This is a genomic window from Umezawaea sp. Da 62-37 (assembly GCF_032460545.1).
In the GTDB taxonomy this organism is placed as follows: domain Bacteria; phylum Actinomycetota; class Actinomycetes; order Mycobacteriales; family Pseudonocardiaceae; genus Umezawaea.
Window position 1 is genome coordinate 8,300,958 of the sequence record NZ_CP135965.1, and the last position, 17,679, is coordinate 8,318,636.

Consider the following 17,679-nt stretch of genomic DNA (forward strand, 5'->3'; position numbering starts at 1 on the left):
ACCATAGCCGTGGACCAGTTCCCGGTACCGTCACAGCCGTGACCAAGCGAATCCAGATGAACTCCGGCCTGGCAGGACCCAGCAAAGCCATGCTCGCCCTGTCCGCCGAGACCACCCGCGCGGCGAAGGACAACGGCCTCGACCACCTCCTCGTCGAACTGGTCAAGATCAGGGCGTCGCAGGTCAACGGGTGCGCGTTCTGCCTCGACATGCACACCGCCGACGCGATCAAGCAGGGCGAGAACCCGCGCCGGATCTTCGTGCTCGACGCCTGGCGCGAGGTCGACCTGTTCAGCGACGAGGAGCGCGCCGCGCTGGAGTTGACCGAGGCCGTCACCCGGCTCTCGGAGACGCGGGACGTGCCCGACGACGTCTACGACCGCGCGACCGCCGTGTTCACCGAACCCCAGTACCAGGCGCTGCTGTGGATGATCGTCGTCATCAACGCCTGGAACCGGCTGTCCGTCACGAGCCGCGCCCCGCTGCCGTCGTGAGGTAGCGGTCCTTTGTGGACGGAGGCGGGCCCGTGTCCCGGAACGCGCCGCGCTGGCTACTCCCCGCGCCGGGCACGAGCCCGCCGCTTGCCCTCGTGCATCGCCTGCACGCGGGCGACGGGGATCGTGTGGCCCTCGGCGATCAGCTCCGCGCTCAGCTTCTGCGGCGCGGGCATCGACTCGGCCCACGGGTCGCGGTCGCCGAGCAGCCGCGCCGCAGTCCGCACCGTGAAGTCGCCGGGCGACACCCCGTCCAGCTCGTCCCACGTCACCGGGAACGACACCGGCGCCCCCGGACGCAGGCGCGGGCTGTACGCGGCGGCGACGGTGGCGCCGCCCGCGCGGGTCGAGTCCAGGTACACCTTGCCGCCGCGGTCCTCCACGATGAACGCCGACGTGGCCACCTCCGGGTCGAGGCGTTCGGCGCGGGCGGCGATCGCGCGGGTGGCGGCGGCGACGTCGTCGGCCGGGGTGTCCTCGATCGGCACGAACACGTGCACGCCCTTGGCGCCACTGGTCTTCACCGCGCCGGCAAGGCCTTCATCGGCCAGGGCGCGGCGCACCAGGTGGGCGGCCCGCACGGCCAGCGGGAAGGCGTTCTCCTCCGGCGGGTCGAGGTCGAGCACGAGGTGGGTCGGGTGGTCCCACCGGTCGCGCGGGTAGAGCGTGGGGTGGTACTCGACCGCGCGCTGGTTCGCGAACCACAGCAGCGTCCGCCGGTCGTCGCACAGCCCGTAGGAGATCTCCCGCTTCGACGCCTCGGCCCAGATCGGCAGCCTGGGCACCCACTCCGGCGTGTACTTCGGCAGGTTCTTCTGCATGAACGGCGCCTGCCCCGGCCGCACCCGCATCACCGACAGCGGCCGGTCGCGCAGCACCGGGATGATGCGGTCGCGCACCGCGTCCAGGTAGTCGACGAGGTCGCGCTTGGTCGCTTCCGAACCGTCGAACAGGGCCTGGTCGAGGTTGGTCAGCGACACCCCGTCGCGCTCCTCCGAAGTGCTCATCGGGTCACTTTCCCCGCACCGCGCCACGGGGGCAACCCGGCCAGCGCCCGTTCCAGTTCGGCGCTCGGGTACGGGGTCTCGCGGTCGCGGGCGTGCAGGTCGTGGAAGAACGGGTCGATCAGCTCGGCGACCGGCGCGTAGTGCCGCGCCAGCGCCTCGGCGGAGGCGGGCAGCACGTCGAAGTTGCGGCCGAACCAGCCGAGGAGGTGGGCGGCGGTGTAGCAGCGGTCGTAGGCGCGGTGCGCCTCGAAGAACTCCGCCTCCTCGGCGGACAGCCCGAACTCCGAACTCGTCGTCAGCCCGAAGTCGGCGAAGTACAGCCGTTCGCCGTCGGTCATGATGTTGTCGAAGTGCGCGTCGAAGTGCACCAGCCCGCGCGACGCCATGAATTCCGCGCCCGCCACGAGGTCGCGGTGCACCATCTCCAGTGCCGCGTCCAGCACCTCGCCGCCGTCGGCGACCCGGTCGAGCAACCAGTGGTGCACGGTCTGCGGCAGGAACTCCAGGAACAGCACCAGCTGCGCGGGTGACCGGCGCAACCCCTCGAACCGCGCCCGCACCCCCGCCGACCCGCCCCAGTACTCGACCGCGCGCTCCAGGTCGTCGTGCTCGTCGGGGGTCGGCGACGTCCCCGGCAGCACCCGCCAGTGGTGCATCAGCGGGAACGCCGCGCAGTCGCCCGCCAGCACCCAGGCGGTGGTCGCGGTGTGCGCGGCCAATTCCCGCCACGCGCCGAACCCGGCCGACCCGATGCCGTACTGGAAGAACGCGGGCAGCCCGAACAGGTTCGCCGTGGACCGGACGTTCTCCGGCCGCAGCTCCAGCTCGGTCAGCGGCACCTTCTTCACGAACACCCGCGTGCCCGCCACGTCCAGCGCCAGCGCCGTGCCGCCGATGCCCGTGCGCAGCCGCGTCGCACCCGCCAGCAGGTCGGCGAGCCCGTCGTCGTCCAGCGCCGCCAGCGCGGCGGACACCGCGGCGTGGCCGGAGATCCGGGTCAGCACAGCCCCTTGGACCGCAGCACGTGGTGCAGCGCGTCCGCGACCCGCTCCTTGGGCAGCCCGCCGTCGGCCACCGCCTTCTCCAGCCCGTCGAGCACCTCGCCGACCCGACCGCCGGTCGACCACAGCGCCACGTCGGCGCCAGCGGCCAGCGCGAGCCGCACGGCCTCCGGCAGGTCGACGAGGTTCGTGACGGCCTTCATCGCGCCCAGGTCGTCGGTCATCACCATGCCGTCGAACGCGTAGTCCTTGCGCAGCAGCTGGTAGGCGGCCGGGCTCAGGGTCGCGGGCTGGCCGCCGGTGAGGTCGGGCACGTCGAGGTGGCCGACCATCACGGCGACCTGGCCGTAGGTCTTGATGTCCTGGTAGGGGACCAGGTCCTTGGCCTTGAGGTCGGCCAGCGGGGCGGTGGTGACGAGCCCCTGGTGGGAGTCGCCGCTGGCGCCGCCGTGACCGGGGAAGTGCTTGAGCACCGGCTGGACGCCCGAGTCGCGCAGCCCGGCGGCGAACGCCTCGGCGTACTTGCGGGCCACGGCCGGGTCGTCGCTCCACGAGCGGTCGCCGATGACCGTGTCGTCGGGCTGCGAGCTGGTGTCCACGACCGGCGCGAGGTCCATCGTCACGCCCCTGGCGCGCAGCTGCCCGCCGCGGACCTTGGCCAGCTCGCGCACCTGCTCCGGGGTGTTCGCGGCGACCAGGGCGCGGGCGCTGGGCAGGTCGCCCTCCAGCGCGTCGATCCGCTGCACCCGGCCGCCCTCGTCGTCGACCGAGACCGTGATGGGCAGCTTGGAAGCTGCCCTGACCAGCGCGAGCGCGCCGCCGGTCAGCAGGCCGGGCGCGTCACCGCCGATGAAGATGCCGCCGACCTGCTCGGCGTTCACGATGGCCAGCGCGTCCTCGGAGCTCTCCGGCTTCACACCTACCTGGATCAGCTGGGCGAGCTGCTGCCGGGGGTTGAGGCCCGCGATGACGGGCGAGCACGGGTCCGAGGGCACGGCGGCCTGCGGCGTGCCCGCGCCCGGTCCGGCAGGGGGAGCGGCGATGTCCGGTATGCCGAGCTTCGGGGCCACCTCCTGGTGGAAGGTGGCGGCGAGCATCGCGCCAAGGGCCAGTGCGGCCAACGTCGTCGCAATGCTCCGGCGTCGCACGGGTGGTGGCCTCCTGGGGTGTCTGCCGATCGGGGTAACACCACCAGTGTTCCCCAGGAGGCCGCCGAGCACTAAACCGAGGTGTCCTCACGTGTACGTCGCCAGGCGACCACGATCAGCGCTACCAGGCCGAACAGCGGGATGGAGCTGATCGCCCAGCTCAACCCCATCGGGGGACCCGGCTGCTCCCGCACCGGCAGCACCAGCACCCCGGAGCCGGGCCCGTCCGCCCCGTCGATCGTGAACTCGAACTTCCAGTCGCCCGGCACGGACAGCGACTTGACGTCCAGGCCCCACACCTCCAGCTTGCGCGGGTGCCGGACCAGCGGAACGATCTTCCTGGTCTGCGAGCCGGGCCTGCCCTGCGCCAGGGTGCCGCTCCTGCCCTCGATCCCGCCTTCGGGGACGAAGGTGAAGTCCAACGACTGGAGCGCCTTCACCGGCCACGTGCTGAACCCGACGGTCAGCGCGTACGGACCGACCTGCACCTGCTCGGTGTGCACCACGTTCACCGGCTCGTAGGCCAGCGCGGTCCCGGACGTGCCGAGCAGCAGTCCGACCACCCCCAGCAACGCCACCACGGTCTTCCTCACGCCGCCACCGCCCTGTCGTCCTGAACCGGGGCGAGGTGCCGCAGCATCCCGCCGAACCGCACACCGAGGAACCCCGCCGCCACGCCGAACACCGCGCCCGCGACCGCCGTGGCGACCACCTCGGACGCAGGCGGGAGACCGATCGAGTAGAGCCACGCGCGCTGGAGCGGGTCCAGCCCGGCCACCAGCAGACCGCCGACACCGCCCGCGACCAGGCCGGACAGCTTCATCGACCGGTTGCCGCGGCGAGCGAGGAGGAACACCGCCTCGACCACCAGTCCGACCGCGATCAGGCACATCGGGACCAGCGCGGGCAGCGAGGGCACGAGCGAGACCTTGTCGCGCATCGGCAGCCCGATGGCTTCCGCGTAGACCCGCGACGCCCACGGCGAGAACCACCAGAACACGGCCTGGACCAGGGCCACCACCACGGTCACGCCGAGCGCCCCGCCCGGCCGGTCGAGCACGCGGGCGCCCATGACCACGAACAGCACGCTCAGGAACGTCGCGCCGACCGTGACCGCGTCGACGACACCGGCGTTCACCTGCTGGAGGCCGAGCGCGGTCACCATGCTGAACACGAGCAGGACGGCCAGGCTGATCAGCGTCCAGGCCGCGCCCCAGCGCTGCGCGCGGACCGCGGCGAACACCATCACGGCGCCGACCATCGTGATCGTGACCGACAGCAGCAAACCGATGTGCGGCGGCGACGAGATGACCGCGTCGAAGCCGTACAACCCGTGCCACCACTGGTCCCACAGGCCGTAGAGCAGGAACGACGCCGCGCCGATGCCCGAGATCAGGTAGCCGACCGGTGCCGCGAACGTGCGGCCGAACACGCCGACCGCGCGGCCGCCGACCAGCGGGTCGACCGGGCGCCCCGCGCGCTGGGCGGCGGTGGTCGCGAGCACGACGAACAGGCTCGCCAGGCCGGAGAACGCGCTGCCGGAGTACAGCAGCAGGTGCGGCAGCGTGAAGAACGTGTCCGGGCCGACGTCGTTGTGCCACTGGACGTCCCAGGTCAGGCCGACCAGCGAGAGCACCGTGCCGCCGAGCACGAAGCTCGCCGCCGGCACCCCTCGCGGCACGGTCCTGGTCTTCGCGGGTTTCGCGCGGGTGGCCGCGGTGGCCCCCGGAGCTGTCAGATCCATCTCTCTCCCCATTGTCATTTCACCAGCAGTGGAAGTACGACCTGGTCGACACCGCTCGCGTCGCGCAGCGAGACGGTGATCTGCCACGGCCCGGCCATCGGCAGGTCGGTGGCCGCGGCGCGGAACCGGCCCGGCCCCTCGGCCGTGGCGGTCACGGGCGGGTAGGCGTGGCCCATCTGCGGCATCACCGGTTCGACGACCACCTCGTCCGGCGCCGCGGGAGCGCCCTGAGGATCGGTGACCTCCAGCCCGATGGAGTTCGGCCCGGCGCGCGGGTCGTCCACCGAGAGCCGGACGGTGTACCGCGCGGTGGAGGCCTTCGCGGTGGTCGGGACGTCGGCGGCGGGCCAGAAGGCCACCGCCAGCACCGCGGCCAGCGCCACCAGCGCGGCCGTTCCGAAGATCGCGTTCCTGGTCATCCCGTCGCTCCCCTGGCCGCCGGTACGTCGATCACGGCGGGCACGGTGCGCACCGAGTAGCCGCGTTCGGCCTGCACCCACACGAGGTACCGGCCGGGCAGCGGGAACGTGTATGTGAACGGCACGTCCGGTCCGAACGCCGCGACGCTCTCGTCCGGCCGGTCGGTGCGGCCCGGCGTCGGCGGTGTCATCGAGTGCACGTGCCCCCAGACCGGCGCGTCCGCGACCTCGCCGGTGACCGGACCGGTGACGATCATGTGGCCGACCATCCCCAGCCACGGCTGGAGGTCCCGCGCGCCGAACTTCGCCGTGATCGTGCTCGGCGTGCCCGCCTCGCCGATCTTCCGGACCAGCTCGACGGACTCGGCGGGGGCCGCGGACGCGCCGGTGGCGTCGAGGGTGACCGCGGCCCGCAGCAGCTGCCGACCGCCGCCGCGCCGGGCGATCTCGGCGGCCACCGCGTACCGGCCGGGTTCCGGGGTGTCGAGCGCGACCCGGTAGTCGCCCGGCCCGACCCGGACCGGGTGCAGGTGCCACAGCCTGCCCGACGGCGACACGACCCCGAGGTGCACCAACGCGTTGTCGTGCACCAGGAGGTCGTCGACCGGACGGCCGGTGGACCCGTCGGTGAGCGCCAGCCGGAGGTCGCCGTTCCTGGAGGCCACCAGGTTCGCCGGCGGCCGTGAGTAGTCCGTTGTGGACGCCGGGCCCGCGGCGTAGGGGTCGGTGACGTTGTCCACCGTCGGGTCGAGGTCGCTGCCCGGCGGGGCGGGCGGCGGGACGCTCGCCGACAGCAGCGCCGCGGTGACCGCCACGGCCAGCGCCGCGACCACACCGCCCGCCGGCACGAGCGCCGCGCGGCCGTGACCGCGCACCGCGGCCAGCAGCGACACCAGCAGGAACAGGCCCGCCGCCACGAACCCGCCGTACGCGGCGTTCTGCCACGGCGACATCACCCGCGCGGGCACCACGAACGGGATCGTCGCGACCCGTTCGCCGTCGTCGATCGCCAGTTCCCACGGGCCGGGGCCGCTGACCCGCAGCGTCCCGCCGTAGAAGCCGGGAGTCGCGCCGAGCACGACCTTCGTGTCGCTGACCACCGTGCCGTCCTGGCTCAGCCGCAGCGCCAACTCGCCCGCGGGAGAGCCCGCGTGGGTGACCACCTCGACGTGCACCGGACCCGGCACGGGCTCGACCCGTCGGATGACGACGGTCAGCTCGCGCGCGCCGAGCGTCTGCGCCACCTGCACGTCAGCGCCGTCCGGGGCTCCGTCAGCCGACGCGGGAAGTGTTGCGCCCCAAGCGAAGCCGATCGCGCAGAGGACCACCAGGAGTGTTCTCATCGTGGAAGAACCTAGGGCAGGGGTGCCGTGGGAGCGTCACGGCCCAGGGTGAACGGGCCTCCCCCACGAGGGGGATCCCCGACCCTGGGAGATCATGGATCCCCCTGGTGGGGGACTCGTGCCCGGCCGGTCATGGCGCAGAATCGCCGCTGTGACGGGGGAACTGATGCGTTCGGACAGCCCGAGGCTGTCGCTGACCAGGCAGACGCTCCTGGTGGCGCTGGTGTGCATGGTCGCGGACGTGTCGTACTTCCTGCTGAGGGCGCCCGCGCCGCTCACCGCCACGCAGGTCGGGTGCCTCCTCGCGATCGCCGTGGTGGACCTCGCGCTGGCCGGTCCCGCGCGGCTGTCCGGGGTGGTGGCCGTCGCGCACGCGGTCGTGCAGGTGGCGGTCCCGATGCTGCTGGACCGGCCGTTGAAGTGCTGCGCGAACGAGGCGGGCATGATGATCGCCGGTTACCGGGCGGGTGCCTGGCTGCTGGGCCCGCCCGCGTTCGCCGCGCTGGGCGCGCTTCTCGTGGGCGTGTTCGGTGCCTACCTCGCGATCAACCACGGGCTGGTCAACCCGCGAATCCTGTTGGTCAAGGGGCTCACCGGCGCCCTCCTGCCGTGGATGGTCGGCCGCTACACCTCCGCGCACCGCGTCTACCTCGCCGAGCTGGACCAGCGCTACGAACGCGAGCGCCGGGACGCCCAGGAGGCGCTGGCCAACGCCCTCGCGGCCGAGCGCAGCTCCATCGCCCGCGACCTGCACGACGTCATCGCGCACCACGTGAGCGCCATCAACATGCACGCGGGGGCGGCCAGGCTCGGGCTGGACCCCGGCAACGACCGGCTCGCCACGTCGTTGAGCGCGGTGGAGACCGCGAGCCGCGCGGCGATGGTGGATCTGCGGCACCTGCTCGACCTGCTGCACGGCGACGACACCGACGGCACCCGCCAACCGGGGCTGGACAACCTGGACGAGCTGTTCGACGGGGTGCGGGCCGCGGGGATACCGGCGAGGTTCACCACCTCCGGCGTGCCGCGCGAGCTGCCGGAGTCGTTGGGGGTGACGGTGTACCGGATCGTGCAGGAGATGCTGACCAACGCCCTGCGCCACGGCGACCCGTCCGGGGTCGAGGTGGAACTGGCCTACCGCGGCAGTTCGCTGGCGTTGACCACGACGAACCGGATGCCGGTCGTCTCGGCGGCGCGTGCGGACGGGGGGCACCGCCGCGGGTTGGAGGGCATTCGGAACCGGGCCCGGTTGTTCGCCGGGGTGACCACCTGCGGACTGGAAGCCGACGGGCGGACCTGGCGGACCGCCGTCGCTTTCCCGCTGGAGGTGGGGGCGTGACGCTGAGGGTCCTGCTGGCCGACGACCACGCGATGCTGCGGTCGGGGATGCGGGCGATCCTGGACACGCAGCCGGATCTGGACTGCGTGGCCGAGGTGGCGGACGGGCGGGCGGCCGTCGCCGAGGTGGCCCGGTTGCGGCCGGACGTGGCGGTGCTGGACATCCGGATGCCGAAGTTGGACGGGTTGAGCGCGACCGAGGCGATCCTGGCGGCGCCGGAGAACCGGACGAAGGTCGTCGTGCTCACCACGTACGACAGCGACGAGTACGTGTACCGGGCGCTGAACGCCGGGGCCAGCGGGTTCCTGTTGAAGAGCCTGCCGCCGGAGGAGTTGATCGGGGCGATCCGGGTGGCGGCTCGCGGGGACGCGTTGATCGACCCGTCGGTCACGCAGAGGCTGGTGGCCCGGTTCGCGAGCAGCATCGCCCCGGCTGCCAGCGCGCCGGGGTTGGAGCAGTTGACGGTGCGGGAGCGGGAAGTGCTGATGCTGGTGGCGGCGGCGTGCACGAACGCGGAGATCGCGGCGGAGCTGCACGTGGGGGATGAGACGGTGAAGACGCACGTGTCCCGCATCCTCGCCAAGCTCGGCCTCCGCGACCGCGTGCACGCCGTCGTCTACGCGCACCTGAACGGGTTGGTGCAGCGGTGAACTAGAGCAGTTCGCCGCTGAACCCGCCCTCGACGAACCGGTCCTCGAAGTGCCGCTCGACGAACGCGACGAAGCGCTCCACGTCGCGGACCGTCGAGGGGGCGCCGAACGACACCCGGATGGCGCCGTCGCTGGGCAGGCCCGCCACGTCGACCGGCTCGCCCACGTGCCTCGTGCCCTGCTTGAGCAGCGCGCGCAGCGATCGGGGGCAGAGCTCGGCGGCGTTCGCGCCCGCGCCGGGGTTGCCGAACTTGCCGGTGTGCAAGGAGATGCCCGCCGCGGCGGCCTCGTCGGCCACGGTGCGCAGGTCCACGACACCGCCCTCGGGGTCGAGCAGGTTGAAGCTGACGGTGCCGCCCCTGGCCAGCGTGGTGGTCGGGCCGTAGACGCGGGCCATCGGGGCGCCGTTGCCGTGCCGCAGGCCGGTGAGGCGGTCGAGGAACCAGCCGGTGAGGTAGCGGACGCGGCGGGAGGTCAGCTCGATGCCGTTGTCCGCCAACAGGGACAGGCCGACCTCGACGTCGGGGACCGAGTGCAGGTCGACGCCCTCCTCCAGCGGTGCCGCGGTCAGCCGGGCCAGCGCCTCGCGGCGGATGACCAGGCAGCCGACGCCGGTGGGGTAGCCGAACAGCTTGTACCAGCTGACCGTCACGAAGTCGGGGTGCACCATGCTGAGGTCGAGGGTGTTGGTGGGCAGGTACGCGGCGGCGTCCAGCAGCACGTCGTAACCGCGGTCGCGGGCGATGTCGATCCACCCCAGCGCGTGCTGCACACCGGTGAAGCCGCTCTGCGCGGGGAAGGCGAACAGGCCGCGCTTGCGGTCGGGGCGCTTGCGGCCGAGTGCGGCGATGACGGTGCTGGTCGACACGCGCAGGTCCGGGCGCTGGGTGGAGATCACCGTGGTCTCGGTGTGGGCGGCCTTGGCGAAACCGCGCAGCGCCGTGACGGACTGGTGGTTGTCCGAGGTGAGCACCAGCCTGCTGTGCCTGGTGAACGGGTACCGCTCGCCGACCAGCCTGGCGGCCGCGGTCGCGTTGGCGGTGAACACGACGCTGTACTCCTGCGGGGACGCGTTCAGGTGCCGCAGCACGGCTCGGCGCGCGTGGTCGACGGCCGCGGCGGTGGTGCTCGGACCGCCGGGCAGCACGCCGGACACCCGTTCCTGGTGCGCCCGGTGCTGCGCGGTGGCGGCCAGTCCCGATCCCGCGAAGTCCAGGTACAGGTGGTCCTGCTCGTCGAGGTAGGCGAACTCCGTGCGGCGCAACCGGTCCAGCCCTCGGGTCAACTCGTAACCGGGGTAGGCGGCCAGGAAAGCGGACGGCTCACCCGCATGTCGCACCGCAGGGCGCATGTCGGTGTGGCGTGAGGTCATCTTTGCTCCCCGCGGTCGAGATGACGCTGGCATCAATTCGCCGAATGGGAATACGGGTCTGCTGACCTCGTTCGACGGCGTGTTCGGAACATACACGCAGAAAAAGTTCGATCATGGCGACTCGCCGGTGCTGTTATCAGGAGCACAGTCCTGTATCCGGTGCTTGCTAAAGGGAACAACCCAATCCGCAAGAATGTGGAACGGGTGTCCGACCATCCGACGTTGTACATGGCACGTAGCGAATCGCGTGACAACAGGTTTTCGCGCGCCGACAGCGTTGTCGAATCCGTTGTCGCGTCGATCCCGACGGCGTGGATGGACGAGGACGACGGCCGTGCGGGGAGGCGGGAACGGTCGTGGTCGTCCGGGGTCGGAGTTCAGTCCTTGTCGCGCAGGCGTTTGCGGATCGATTCGAGGCCTTCGGCGAACGCGGTGAACTGCTTGCGGCTCAGGCCGTCGAGGAAGAGGTCGCGCACGAGGCCCGCGTGACCGGGCGCCGACTCGCGCAGCTTCTGCCAACCGGCGTCGGTGAGCGTGGCGATGACACCGCGTTCGTCGGACTCGCAGGTGCGGCGCTTCACCAGGCCGCCCTTCTCCAATTGCGCCACCTGGTAGGTGAGGCCGCTCTTGGAAGTCAGCGCGGCGCCCGCCAGTTCGGTCATCCGGAGTTCCCCGTCGGGCGCGGCCGACAGCCGGGCGAGCACCTCGTACTGCGGGTGGGACAGGCCGGCGTCGTCCTTGAGCTGTTGTTCGACGCGGCGGTTGAGCATGGTGCTCACCTCCAGGTAGCCCTCCCAGGCCGCCAGTTCCCTCGCGTCGAGCCACTTCGGTTCCGCCATGGGGCGACTGTACCGTATTGTTCAAATTCGAACAGCAGGTGTGAGCGGCCGTGCGGCCGGGTGGTTACGCTGCTCCGGTCCCCCGGAGATCCAGGAGTTGCCTTGTCCCGCCGCGCCACGCCGTCCACCCGCACGTTCACCGACCACCTCGGCGCGGCCACCGATCGCGCGGGGATGTTCGCGGCCGTCGCCGCCCACACCGGAACGCGGCGGGTGGTCTACACGGTGTCGTCGCTGGACGTGACGGCGTCCTACGTCTGGCCGGACGTGACCTACGTGGACACCGACCAGCGGGCCCGGACGGCGTTCGCGGACACGGCTTCGGCCATGCGGTTGGCGGATCAGAACAAGACCTACGAGGGCGAGCCCCGGATCCGGTTCCTCGGCGGCGAGTACGACCGGGTGCTGGGGGCTCTGCCGGTGGCGAGCTGGGACCTGGTGATCTCGTTGCACGGCGGGCCGGTCGGGGAGAACGCCGCGCGGTGCCTGAAGCCGGGCGGGTGGCTGCTGGCGGGTACGCGCGAGCCGGGGGAGGGGTACCGGTTGGACGCCCTGGTGCTGCTGGCGAAGAAGAAGTACCGGCTGGTGACCGAAGGGCTCGACCGGGCGGCGGCGGGGTACGTGTTCCAGCGGGAGGCCTGACTACTTCCGCAGGCTGCGCGCGAGGAGCCTGCCGACGAGCAGGCCGAGCACGGCCAGCGCCACCAGCGCCCCGTTCGCGCCCGCCGATTTGGGGTCGTCCGGCGGGCGGGACAGCTCCCGGCCGAATCCGGTGCCGAACATCGCGACGGCGAAGCCGAGCCAGCACCACAGCGCCGTGGTGGACAGGGCCGTGAACGCCTTCGAGGTGCATCGGTCGAGGACGCCGGCGACGGTGGTGTCGGCTGACACCCTCGCCACGGCCGCCACCGCGAGCGCCACGGCCGCGAAGATCGCCAGGTCGACCAGGACGCGGACGCCGAGCGGGGTCCGCGCCATGGTCGCGTCGACCGTTCCGCCGACGCCCACCCCGACCAGCAGCGGGGGCAGCAGGGCGACTCCCCACTTCCGCAGGAACGGGCCCTTGCCTGACGCGCGGATCGGGTGGGTCGGCACGTACAGGGGCCTGGGTGGCGGAGGTGTGGTGTGGAAGTGCTGTGGGGGTGCGGTGTGGAAGTGCACCCCGCCGTGGATGGTGCCCGCCTGCACCGAAGGGCCGTTCACCACGCCGTCCACGCGGTTGGTCGTGCCGGGTAACGGGCCCGCGGGGTCCGAAGAGCTGGTCACGCTGGGTCTCCCTGATGCGGTGGTGCGGTGATCGTATGGGGTGTCGTCGCATCGGGTCGGTGGGTTACCGGGGCGCGGTGTCGGATCGGGACGGCCGCCGGTTCGGGGCTGGTCGAGGAGATCGTGGTGAGCACGATCGCCCCGCAGATGAGGCCGATGCCCGTCCACTGGCCGCCCGTCATCCGCTCACCCAGCAGCAGCGCGGCGATCGCGGCCGCGCAGGCCGGTTCCAGCAGGCTGATGGTGATGGCCGCCGGCGCGCCCAGGTGCCTGATGCCGTAGGCGAACAGCCAGTACGAGACGCCCGCCGTGATGGTGCCCAGGTAGAGCAGGCTCACGAGCGCCTTTCCCGTGAGCAGGGACGGGGAGGCGTACGCGATGGTCACCGGGGTCAGGACCAGGGTCGCGATGGCGAACATGGCGGTGAGCACGACGGTGTCGGCGTGGCGGTCGGCGAGGTGCCTGATCGACACCGCCTGGAGGCTGAAGCAGGCCGCGGCCACTGTGGACAGTGCGAGTCCCTTGGGGGACAGGATGATCCCCGCGGTGCCGCCGAGCATGAGCAGGGCGAGCCCGGACACGGCCAGCGCGGTGCCCGCGAACCACCAGCCGGTGGGCCGCCCGCGTCCCGCGACCGCCGTCCACAGGCCGGTGAGGACCGGGGCCAGGCCGATCGAGACGGCGGTGCTGATGGCGACCCCGCTGACGCCCACGGCGGCGAAGTAGCAGAGCTGGAAGCCCGCCAGGCCGATGGCGGCGGCGAGCAGCGGTGCGATGTCACGTCGTCGCCAGGCGCGGGTGAAGGGGCGGCCGCCGAGGGCGAAGAGGGTGCAGGCGCCGATGGCGATGCGGATTCCGCTGGAGGCGAGGCGTTCCTGATCGGTGAACAGGCTGGCCACCGGGCCGATGGTGCCCCAGAGCGCGGCGCCGCCGACCGCGCTGAGCACGGCGGGACGGGTCATGAGGCGAAGGTAGACGGTATAACCGTATAACTCAATTGCTGTTAGGCTGGACGAGTGAGCCCGGTGTTGCAGACGACCACCACGAGGGACGCCCTCGTGGCCGAGGTGCGCAAGCGGATCCTGAGCGGCGAGCTGGGGCCCGGTGAGGCGCTGACCGAGAACGGGCTGGCGAGCGCGTTCGGGGTCGCGCGGCCGACGGTGCGGTCGGCGTTGCAGGTGCTCGTGGCGCGCCACCTGGTGCGGGCGGGCGGTGGTCGTTCGCTGACCGTGCCGGTGCTGACCGAGGACGACGTGCGCGACCTCTTCTTCGTCCGGACGCCGCTGGAGGTGCGGGCGGTGCGCGAGATCGTCGAGAAGGGGCTCTCGCTGGAACGGGCCGAAGAACTGCTGGCGGCGCTGGAGGCCCTGCCGGAGACCGCGGACTGGTCGGCGCGGGTGGAGGCGCACACGGCGTTCCACGTCGCGCTCGTCGACTGCGCGGGTAGCCCCCGGCTGAGCCGGATCTACCCGGCGATGCAGGAGGAGATGCAGCTCTGCCTGGCGCAGCTGCACGCGGTGTACCCCGGCCCCCACGACCTCGCCGTGGAGCACCGGGAGTTGTTGGAGGTCATCGGTTCCGGCGACGTCGACCGGGCGTGCGAGGCGATGCGCGCCCACCTCGACAACGCCGAGGCACGACTCACGTCGTCGCCATCTCCACACCCGTGATCTCCCGGCACACCGCCAGCAGCCCTTCCTGCACCTCGATGTCGGACACCGCGGGATGGGTCTCGCTCATCCGCTGGTGGTAGTAGTAGCCGCCACTGCCCAGGTCGTCGACGGCCAACCGCACCTGCGTCTCCGGCCCCTGCGCCAGGTCGTCGGGCGCACCGGGCCCACCCATCTTCGTGGCCACCCAACCGGGATCGACCGCGTTCGAACGGACCCCCGCCCAACGCCGCGCCACACCGAACGCCAGCGCCACGTCCAACAGCTTCGAGTCCGAATACGCCTGCGAGCCCTGCCACGGCTTGCGCTTCCACTGGAGATCGCTCAAATCGGGATCACCACCGCGGTGCATGCCGGAACTCAGGTACACCAGGCTGGTCGGCCGCTCGACGAGCGCGGTCAGCAGGTACGGCGCAAGCACGTTCACCGCGAACACCAACGACAACCCGTCAACCGTCTCCACCCGCTCCGGCAACCGGTAGACACCCGCGTTGTGGATCACCGCGTCGAACCGCCCCCGCGCATTCGCCTGCCCGGCCAGCCCAACCACCTCGGCGATGCTCGACAAATCCCCCGTCAACACCCCCGCCGCTCCCGGCACCGCCCCCAACGCCTGCTCCGCCCGCGCCTCGTCCCGCGCGTGCAACACCACCTCATGGCCCTCGTCGAGCAGCAGCTTCGCGGCCATCTGCCCAAGGCCATCAGCCGAACCGGTGATCAGGACGGTGCTCATGGGCACCGATCTTCGACTACACCACCACACCCCGCACAACGGACCCGGCAGTACGCACTGCACGAGGGCGAACCGGAATCGCCAAGCAGGTCGACCACAAAGGTGGACACCAAGGCGTACCGGCCACGACGGCACCGAGCCGACCTGCCGTCCGACCACCCACCGAGCAGCGCTCGTCCGCTTGTGCGGCCGGCTTGACTTGGGGTTTTCGGGCCTACAATTGGTCGGCGGGCATCTCTACCACCTGCCCTTTTAGCCTGACAAGGCCCAAAAAAGGGGCCCCAAGTCAAGCCGGCCGCACCCGGAGCACGTCGGATCCGACCCCCCGGCGACCCAGCACGACAGCCGCCGACACCCGGTGTCGACCTGCTGCAAAGCGACCTACCCCGCCGCCGCCTCGATCTTCTCCAACAACGCCCTCAACTCCGCCTGCTGCTCCCCCGACAGCGGCGCGAACAAACCGGCCGCCGCCTCCGCCCGCGCTTCCCGGAACGCCTCCCGCGTCCGCGCCCCCGACTCCGTCAGCTCCAGCAGCATCGACCTCCGGTTCGCCGGGTCCACCCGCCGCCGCACCAGCCCGGCTTCCTCCAGGGCGTCCACCAGCGGCGTCACCGCCCGCGGCACCACGTGCAGCCGGTCGGCGAGGTCGACCATCCGGGGTGGTGAGTCGCCGTAGCGGGCGATGACCTCCAGCGCACGGGACTGGGCGAGGGTGAAGCCGAGCGGGGCGAGGCGTTCGCCGTAGGCGCGGCGGATGCGCCTGGCCTGGCGGAGGAACAGCTCACCCAGCCCACCTGCGGTTTCGTCCGTGTCCACGGCCACAGAATAACAGAGGCCCGTTCATTGTTACCATAGGTAAGAGTCAACCCATGGAGGTGTCCTTGCCGACCACCGAACAAGATCACCCGGTGAGCGTCCGCCGGATCCTGGGGCTGTTCCGGCCCTACCGGCTGCGGCTGTCCTCGGTCGCCCTGTTCGTCCTGCTGTCGTCACTGGTGTCGGTGGCGTCGCCGTTCCTGCTGCGCGAGATCCTCGACGTGGCCATCCCGCAGGGTCGGGTGGGTCTGCTGACCGCGCTCGCCGCGGGCCTCATCGCGGTCGCCGTGGCGACCAGCGTCTTCAACGTGATCCAGACCTACGTGTCGACCGCCGTGGGCCAGGACGTCATGCACGACCTGCGCACGAGCGTCTACGACCACCTCCAGCGCATGTCGCTGGCGTTCTTCACCAAGACCCGCACCGGCGAGGTGCAGTCGCGCATCGCCAACGACATCGGCGGCATGCAGTCCACGGTCACGTCCACCGCGACCTCGCTGGTGTCGAACGTGACCACGGTGGTGGCGACCGTCGTCGCCATGACCGCGCTCGACTGGCGCCTGACGATCGTGTCGCTCGCGCTGCTCCCGCTGTTCGTGTGGATCAGCCGCCGGGTGGGCACCGAGCGCAAGAAGATCACCGGTGAGCGCCAGCGGCAGCTCGCCACGATGTCCACGAACGTGCAGGAGTCCCTGTCGGTCAGCGGGATCCTGCTCGGCCACACGATGGGCCGCACGAACTCGTTGACCACGTCGTTCGCCGAGGAGTCGGCGAAGCTGACCAAGCTGGAGGTCCGCGCGAGCATGGCGGGTCGCTGGCGGATGTCGACCGTGGGCATCGTGATGGCCGCCATGCCCGCCCTGATCTACTGGGCCGCGGGCGCGAGCGGCGCGCTGGGCGTGCCGATCGCCTCGCTGGGCACGCTGGTCGCGTTCGTGTCGTTGCAGCAGACCCTGTTCCGCCCAGCCGTGTCGCTGATCCAGACCGGGGTGGAGCTGCAGAGCTCGCTGGCGCTGTTCCAGCGCATCTTCGAGTACCTCGACCTGCCGGTGGACGTCGAGCCGCCCGCGAACCCGCTGCCGCTGGTGGACGTCCGCGGCGAGGTGCGGTTCGAGGACGTGTCGTTCGCCTACTCCGAGGAGCACCGGACCCTGTCCGGCATCGACGTCGTCGTGCCGCCGGGCACCAGCCTCGCCGTGGTGGGCGAGACCGGGTCGGGCAAGACGACCCTGAGCTACCTGGTCCCGCGGCTCTACGACGTGACGGCGGGCCGGGTCACGATCGACGGCGTCGACGTGCGCGACCTGGACTTCGCCACCCTGGCCGAGGCCGTCGGCGTGGTCTCCCAGGAGACGTACCTGTTCCACGCCTCCATCGCCGACAACCTGCGCTTCGCCAAGCCGGACGCGACCGACGACGAACTGGTCGCGGCCGCGCGGGCGGCGCAGATCCACCAGCACATCAGCGGCCTGCCCGAGGGTTACGACACCCTGGTCGGCGAACGCGGCTACCGGTTCTCCGGCGGTGAGAAGCAGCGTCTGGCCATCGCCCGCACGATCCTGCGCAACCCGCCGATCCTGGTGCTGGACGAGGCCACGAGCGCGCTGGACAACCAGACCGAGCTGGCCGTGCAGGAGGCGATCGACGCGCTGTCCGCGGGCCGCACGACGATCACCATCGCGCACCGGCTGTCGACCATCCGCGACGCGGACCAGATCCTGGTGCTCGACCGGGGCGAGATCGCCGAGCGCGGGACGCACGACGAACTGCTCGCCCTCAACGGCGAGTACGCCGCGCTGATCCGGCGCGACGGCAGCCTGGAACCGGTGTCGTAGCGG

19 protein-coding genes are annotated in these 17,679 nt (G+C 71.6%); 6 read left to right on the forward strand and 13 right to left on the reverse strand.

All coding sequences use genetic code 11. The features are described from left to right. Positions 1–38: 38 nt before the first annotated feature. Entirely contained in the window at positions 39–494 is a 456-nt protein-coding gene (locus tag RM788_RS38385; protein WP_399341364.1) for a carboxymuconolactone decarboxylase family protein, read from the forward strand. Positions 495–550: 56 nt separating this feature from the next. Here RM788_RS38385 and RM788_RS38390 read toward each other — a convergent pair whose 3' ends face one another. The 7 genes from RM788_RS38390 to RM788_RS38420 all read right to left on the reverse strand — a co-directional run bounded on the left by RM788_RS38390 (position 551) and on the right by RM788_RS38420 (position 7,156). Next, on the reverse strand, positions 551–1,501 hold the full coding sequence (locus RM788_RS38390; RefSeq protein WP_315924408.1) for a DNA polymerase domain-containing protein: 951 nt from the start codon (positions 1,499–1,501) through the stop codon (positions 551–553). Next, positions 1,498–2,505, reverse strand: a complete 1,008-nt coding sequence (locus RM788_RS38395) for an aminoglycoside phosphotransferase family protein (protein ID WP_315924410.1) — start codon at positions 2,503–2,505, stop codon at positions 1,498–1,500. The genes RM788_RS38390 and RM788_RS38395 overlap by 4 nt, the downstream gene beginning before the upstream one ends. Then, on the reverse strand, positions 2,499–3,599 hold the full coding sequence (locus RM788_RS38400) for a glycoside hydrolase family 3 N-terminal domain-containing protein (protein WP_399345226.1): 1,101 nt from the start codon (positions 3,597–3,599) through the stop codon (positions 2,499–2,501). Before RM788_RS38400 ends, RM788_RS38395 begins: the two co-directional genes overlap by 7 nt. Before the next feature lie 122 nt (positions 3,600–3,721). After that, positions 3,722–4,243 carry a hypothetical protein gene (locus RM788_RS38405; RefSeq protein WP_315924414.1) on the reverse strand — a complete coding sequence of 174 codons (522 nt, stop codon included), beginning with the start codon at positions 4,241–4,243 and terminating at the stop codon, positions 3,722–3,724. Further along, entirely contained in the window at positions 4,240–5,394 is a 1,155-nt protein-coding gene (locus tag RM788_RS38410; RefSeq protein ID WP_315924416.1) for a hypothetical protein, read from the reverse strand. The genes RM788_RS38405 and RM788_RS38410 overlap by 4 nt, the downstream gene beginning before the upstream one ends. Before the next feature lie 14 nt (positions 5,395–5,408). Beyond that, positions 5,409–5,813 carry a FixH family protein gene (locus RM788_RS38415; RefSeq protein ID WP_315924418.1) on the reverse strand — a complete coding sequence of 135 codons (405 nt, stop codon included), beginning with the start codon at positions 5,811–5,813 and terminating at the stop codon, positions 5,409–5,411. After that, a complete protein-coding gene (locus RM788_RS38420; RefSeq protein WP_315924420.1) occupies positions 5,810–7,156 on the reverse strand; it encodes a DUF8832 domain-containing protein in 1,347 nt (448 codons plus the stop codon). Before RM788_RS38420 ends, RM788_RS38415 begins: the two co-directional genes overlap by 4 nt. Before the next feature lie 151 nt (positions 7,157–7,307). On the opposite strand from RM788_RS38420, the gene RM788_RS38425 reads away from it, so the two are divergent. Both RM788_RS38425 and RM788_RS38430 read left to right on the forward strand, forming a co-directional pair. Next, positions 7,308–8,495: a sensor histidine kinase gene (locus RM788_RS38425; protein ID WP_315924422.1), complete on the forward strand. Its 1,188-nt coding sequence runs from the start codon at positions 7,308–7,310 to the stop codon at positions 8,493–8,495. Beyond that, on the forward strand, positions 8,492–9,145 hold the full coding sequence (locus RM788_RS38430) for a response regulator (protein ID WP_315924424.1): 654 nt from the start codon (positions 8,492–8,494) through the stop codon (positions 9,143–9,145). The genes RM788_RS38425 and RM788_RS38430 overlap by 4 nt, the downstream gene beginning before the upstream one ends. Position 9,146: 1 nt before the next feature. On the opposite strand, the gene RM788_RS38435 is transcribed toward RM788_RS38430, so the two are convergent. Next, complete coding sequence (locus tag RM788_RS38435; RefSeq protein ID WP_315924426.1) at positions 9,147–10,517, reverse strand: aminotransferase class V-fold PLP-dependent enzyme; 1,371 nt, start codon at positions 10,515–10,517, stop codon at positions 9,147–9,149. A 377-nt stretch (positions 10,518–10,894) separates the two neighbouring features. Then, positions 10,895–11,356, reverse strand: a complete 462-nt coding sequence (locus RM788_RS38440; RefSeq protein ID WP_315924428.1) for a MarR family winged helix-turn-helix transcriptional regulator — start codon at positions 11,354–11,356, stop codon at positions 10,895–10,897. 102 nt (positions 11,357–11,458) lie between these two features. Here RM788_RS38440 and RM788_RS38445 point away from each other — a divergent pair, with 102 nt between their 5' ends. Beyond that, on the forward strand, positions 11,459–11,998 hold the full coding sequence (locus RM788_RS38445; protein ID WP_315924430.1) for a hypothetical protein: 540 nt from the start codon (positions 11,459–11,461) through the stop codon (positions 11,996–11,998). On the opposite strand, the gene RM788_RS38450 is transcribed toward RM788_RS38445, so the two are convergent. Both RM788_RS38450 and RM788_RS38455 read right to left on the reverse strand, forming a co-directional pair. Further along, positions 11,999–12,622 carry a hypothetical protein gene (locus tag RM788_RS38450; protein WP_315924432.1) on the reverse strand — a complete coding sequence of 208 codons (624 nt, stop codon included), beginning with the start codon at positions 12,620–12,622 and terminating at the stop codon, positions 11,999–12,001. Then, positions 12,619–13,584: an EamA family transporter gene (locus tag RM788_RS38455; RefSeq protein WP_315924435.1), complete on the reverse strand. Its 966-nt coding sequence runs from the start codon at positions 13,582–13,584 to the stop codon at positions 12,619–12,621. Before RM788_RS38455 ends, RM788_RS38450 begins: the two co-directional genes overlap by 4 nt. A gap of 54 nt (positions 13,585–13,638) precedes the next feature. Between RM788_RS38455 and RM788_RS38460 the strand changes: the two genes are divergently transcribed. Further along, positions 13,639–14,292, forward strand: a complete 654-nt coding sequence (locus RM788_RS38460) for a GntR family transcriptional regulator (protein WP_315924437.1) — start codon at positions 13,639–13,641, stop codon at positions 14,290–14,292. Here the strand turns inward: RM788_RS38460 and RM788_RS38465 are convergent. Both RM788_RS38465 and RM788_RS38470 read right to left on the reverse strand, forming a co-directional pair. Beyond that, positions 14,264–15,025 (reverse strand): SDR family NAD(P)-dependent oxidoreductase, encoded by a 762-nt coding sequence (locus tag RM788_RS38465; RefSeq protein ID WP_315924439.1) that lies wholly within the window; start codon positions 15,023–15,025, stop codon positions 14,264–14,266. The two genes, RM788_RS38460 and RM788_RS38465, sit on opposite strands and share 29 nt — an antisense overlap. Positions 15,026–15,406: 381 nt before the next feature. Continuing rightward, a complete protein-coding gene (locus RM788_RS38470; RefSeq protein ID WP_315924441.1) occupies positions 15,407–15,841 on the reverse strand; it encodes a MarR family winged helix-turn-helix transcriptional regulator in 435 nt (144 codons plus the stop codon). Positions 15,842–15,933: 92 nt separating this feature from the next. On the opposite strand from RM788_RS38470, the gene RM788_RS38475 reads away from it, so the two are divergent. Then, complete coding sequence (locus RM788_RS38475) at positions 15,934–17,676, forward strand: ABC transporter ATP-binding protein (RefSeq protein WP_315924443.1); 1,743 nt, start codon at positions 15,934–15,936, stop codon at positions 17,674–17,676. Positions 17,677–17,679: the final 3 nt, after the last annotated feature.

What these genes read in the sequence shown, in the direction of transcription:
- RM788_RS38390 (WP_315924408.1), bottom strand. Translation starts at nt 1,501, where the DNA reads ATGAGCACTTCGGAGGAGCGCGACGGGGTGTCGCTGACCAACCTCGAC.
- RM788_RS38400 (WP_399345226.1), bottom strand. Translation starts at nt 3,599, where the DNA reads ATGCTCGCCGCCACCTTCCACCAGGAGGTGGCCCCGAAGCTCGGCATA.
- RM788_RS38410 (WP_315924416.1), bottom strand. Translation starts at nt 5,394, where the DNA reads ATGGATCTGACAGCTCCGGGGGCCACCGCGGCCACCCGCGCGAAACCC.
- RM788_RS38415 (WP_315924418.1), bottom strand. Translation starts at nt 5,813, where the DNA reads ATGACCAGGAACGCGATCTTCGGAACGGCCGCGCTGGTGGCGCTGGCC.
- RM788_RS38420 (WP_315924420.1), bottom strand. Translation starts at nt 7,156, where the DNA reads ATGAGAACACTCCTGGTGGTCCTCTGCGCGATCGGCTTCGCTTGGGGC.
- RM788_RS38435 (WP_315924426.1), bottom strand. Translation starts at nt 10,517, where the DNA reads ATGACCTCACGCCACACCGACATGCGCCCTGCGGTGCGACATGCGGGT.
- RM788_RS38440 (WP_315924428.1), bottom strand. Translation starts at nt 11,356, where the DNA reads ATGGCGGAACCGAAGTGGCTCGACGCGAGGGAACTGGCGGCCTGGGAG.
- RM788_RS38455 (WP_315924435.1), bottom strand. Translation starts at nt 13,584, where the DNA reads ATGACCCGTCCCGCCGTGCTCAGCGCGGTCGGCGGCGCCGCGCTCTGG.
- RM788_RS38465 (WP_315924439.1), bottom strand. Translation starts at nt 15,025, where the DNA reads ATGAGCACCGTCCTGATCACCGGTTCGGCTGATGGCCTTGGGCAGATG.